At 54.9% G+C, this 3,571-nt stretch carries 3 protein-coding genes; 1 reads left to right on the forward strand and 2 read right to left on the reverse strand.

The genetic code is table 11. The features are described from left to right. Positions 1-56: 56 nt before the first annotated feature. Both ABD735_RS20060 and ABD735_RS20065 read right to left on the reverse strand, forming a co-directional pair. Positions 57-800 carry a hypothetical protein gene (locus ABD735_RS20060; RefSeq protein WP_344809869.1) on the reverse strand — a complete coding sequence of 248 codons (744 nt, stop codon included), beginning with the start codon at positions 798-800 and terminating at the stop codon, positions 57-59. 232 nt (positions 801-1,032) lie between these two features. After that, positions 1,033-1,314, reverse strand: a complete 282-nt coding sequence (locus ABD735_RS20065; RefSeq protein ID WP_344809871.1) for a DUF427 domain-containing protein — start codon at positions 1,312-1,314, stop codon at positions 1,033-1,035. A 952-nt stretch (positions 1,315-2,266) separates the two neighbouring features. Here ABD735_RS20065 and ABD735_RS20070 point away from each other — a divergent pair. After that, a partial coding sequence (locus ABD735_RS20070) for an Ig-like domain-containing protein (protein WP_425548636.1) occupies positions 2,267-3,571 on the forward strand: 1,305 nt, incomplete at its 3' end.

Raw genomic sequence — 3,571 nt, forward strand, 5'->3', positions numbered from 1 at the left:
TGGGCTTAACTGACTGGCATTACCTTCAATGAAAGGGGCTTTTTGTTTCTGCGGCCTCAGCTTTGCCGGCGACTCTCCCGATAATTCAGAAACTGACTGTACACAGGCTCACAAAGAAAGCGCTGCTCAGGCTTCATAACGGTGTCGGGCCCGGTAAAGTAAATAGCCTTCAGAATCACGTAGGCTGCGATCAGGCTCGCAGCAAACATTTCACCTCCGTCCTCGACCAATCCTGCTTCAAAGCTCAAATCCCAATGCCAGGCGTAAGGGTGGACCAAATCGACGCCCACACCAAAAAAAGCCAGAACTCCAATGAGCAGGAACACATCAAGTGAGAACTTTCTGAAAGCTTCGTTACCCTTCACCCATGCGACGCTCAGCATCAACAGCATAGCTGCGCCGACGGTGAGCGAGAATATGAACTCGACCACAGGATGTGAAAGGTTTAGCGGACCTCTGATAGACCGGCTGACCTGCTCATGAATCGACATGGAGTCGTCGAACAGGAAGTACAGAAACACCACGACCCACACCAAGTACGCAGTCGCCTGCTGTCGCAGTATGATGACGCCTAATAACAGGCTGATCATGAGCCATTTCAGATACTGATACAGCTCAGAAAAGCTTCGATCCTCCTCGAGACTGAAAGCGGGATTTTGCCAATCAGACACCGTGTCAAGAATATGAAGACCGATGAACAGCGCATCGCCAGCCAATAGAATGGCAAGCACCACACCAGTTGCTCCAGCGTGGATTCGCCAAGTGCGCTCGTCCGTCTGCGCATAGACATCCGCCATCATCCGTGTACCTCCTACAGCAATTCGTCGTTAATACGCAGTCAGATACTGCGAAACAGCGGAAACAACAAACATGACGACGCTAGCCGTCAGGGTAACAGGATGTTGCCAGATTGTAACAACACTGTAACCAAACTGTAGTACGAGGCTTTGAGCAAACTGTATCCGTCGAGATCAGTCATTGCTTTAAAAAACTACCACGTGCAACCAGGTGCAGACGGTACCTGCCTGTGAATCAAGCCTTCACTTCGACGCCAGAACCAAAGGCCACCCTATCCTTGATTTCCTGGGCGTCCGGTTTCGGCTCTGGGTAATACCACGCTGCGTCGCGGTTTTCCTGGTCCTCCACCACTACGTTCAGATACTTGGCCTCACCCTTCCAGCCGCAGGTCGTGGTGGTATCGGATTTCATGAAATAGCAACCGTTGAGTGAATCCCAGGGGAAATAGCGATTGCCCTCAACTTCCACAATATCGTCGCTTTCGGCGATAACCTGTCCTTTCCAGATAGCTTTCATAATTGACCCTCTTGATGCGACCCCTACGGTCCTGGATGGGCACGGCAGCTTGGCGGTGCTCAAGCCTGTCTACGTATTTTTTCACCAATGAGTTTGTATCTGCCTGAATCTACGCCACAAGTTGGGGATGCATTTCGGAGGAAGGCCAGAAGTGGCAGGCTATACGCAACATCGGAGTGTTCACAAAAGGCTACAAACAGTATCATACCTTAACATTTGTTCACCGCAGGCTAGTGAACAGCTCCGAATCTGCCTCTAAATCATTGGGTTGAAGAACGCTATGCACGGATTCTTTCAGTCAGTGCGATCTCATGGTCCTGCAGGGTCCCTCGCCCGTTGGTGCGGCGCGATAGCGGCGGCGTTTCTGCTGGTCGCCTGTGGCGGCGAAAGCAGCGGTGGCGGTGGCAGCGGACCAGCCGTGGTGTCCGGCGTGGTGGTCAAGGGCCCTGTTGTCGGTGCCGACGTCTTTGCGTTTCAGGGTGATTCAGAGAATCCCGTCGGCCCGCCGGTCGCTACCGACTCCGAAGGCCGTTACGCCATTCGCAACGTCACCAACTATCGCGGTCCGGTACGAATTCTGGCGACCAACGGCCGCTATATCAATGAAGCAGACAATGCTGAAACCATCCTCGATATTCAACTTGAAGCCTACAGCATCATTGAAAACTCGGTCGGCAGCACGACCATCAATGTTACACCACTGACGACGCTTGCAGTCACACAGCTTCGGTGGAAGGGTGGCATAGCCGATGGCGTGAGCATCTCCAGCGCCAATAATACTATTGGCCAGGCTTTTGGTGTCAGTGACATCACCCGTGTGGTCCCAACCAACCTGCTGACAAAGCAGGTGACCGCTGGCGCCCTCAGTCAGGCCGATCGCTACGGCATTCTCCTGGCAGGTTTTGGTCAGTTGGTCATCCAGCAGGACCTTGGACAGACGCTCGGTGACGTTATGGATGCCTTTTTTGACGACCTCAAAGTCGGCGCCCTCGATAACACCGACGGGATCCTGGACTCAGCGCTCGGCCAGCTTGGCGCGAACAACCCCTCTCTGCTCGGCACGATCCCCAACCAGGCGATTCAGGCTGTGGCCGCTGGTACAGGCGCTGGTGCTTCCGTCCTTGAAATTGGCCGAATAGAACTGACTGTCGATGCTGCGGAGCTTGCAGTCAGTGACACGCGCTCTATAAGCGCCACCGTATTTCCGCGAACGACTGCAAACATGAACCTGAATTGGACCACAGATCGCCCTGATATTCTTGCTGTAAATCCGGCAGGTGTGGTGACAGCAGTTTCCCCTGGAAGTGCCGTCGTCACTGCGACCAGCCAGGCTGACGGCAACATCTCGGAATCGATCCTGATTTCGGTTCGTGATGACAGCGGTGCTGTTCCCGACCCCTTGGAGGATATCTCCCTGGTCGCCCCAACAACACTGGTACGTGGCGAGTCCAGCAACGCTATTGTGGCGCCTATCCCCGCCACAGCACTGCTGCGGGATGTTACCTGGTCGACTTCGAACGCTGAAATTGTATCTATCGCCTCGGGTGGCCGTATTTCGGCTCTGAGTGTGGGTACCGCCACAATCACCGCGACAAGTAACGGCATCAGCAAATCGGTCGACATTCAGATCACTACGCCTGACCTGCAAGGCATCGTGATGAGCGGCCCTGATCAGGTCGTCGCTGGTAGCAGTCTCACCCTGAACGTTCAGCCCATTCCGGGTGATGCCGTGTTTGGTGCTGTTCAGTGGTCGACTGATAATCCAGCCATAGCCAACGTGGCAGCCGGTCTTGTAACCGGGGTGAGCGCTGGACAGGCCACCATCACCGCCACGGTCGGCAGCTTCTCGGACAACAAGCTGATTGATGTCATACCACCGACAGTCAGTGCGCTCAGGATCAGCGGCGTGACTTCGCTGCAGCTTGGCGCGGGTACTGTTCAGCTTACAGCTGTTGCAAGCCCACAGAACGCCGATACCGGTATCCTGACCTGGTCGAGTGATAATCCAGAGATCGCTTCGGTCAACGACAATGGCGTGGTAGTCGGCAATAGTGTCGGCCAGACCAGCATTCGTGTGAAATCCAGCACCAACGCCGGTATTGAAGGCGTGGTCACCGTGACCGTCACCGCGCCTCCGCCGCCAGCGCTCACAGGCCTTTCGATCTCCGGACCGTCGTCCGTCACCCTGGAAGTCGGTGGTAGCCTCGATCTGAATGTTGCNAGCGTTGAAGGCATAGTCACCGTGACTGTCAATGCG

The sequence above is a fragment of the Allohahella marinimesophila genome, from assembly GCF_039538005.1.
Classification (GTDB): domain Bacteria; phylum Pseudomonadota; class Gammaproteobacteria; order Pseudomonadales; family Oleiphilaceae; genus Allohahella; species Allohahella marinimesophila.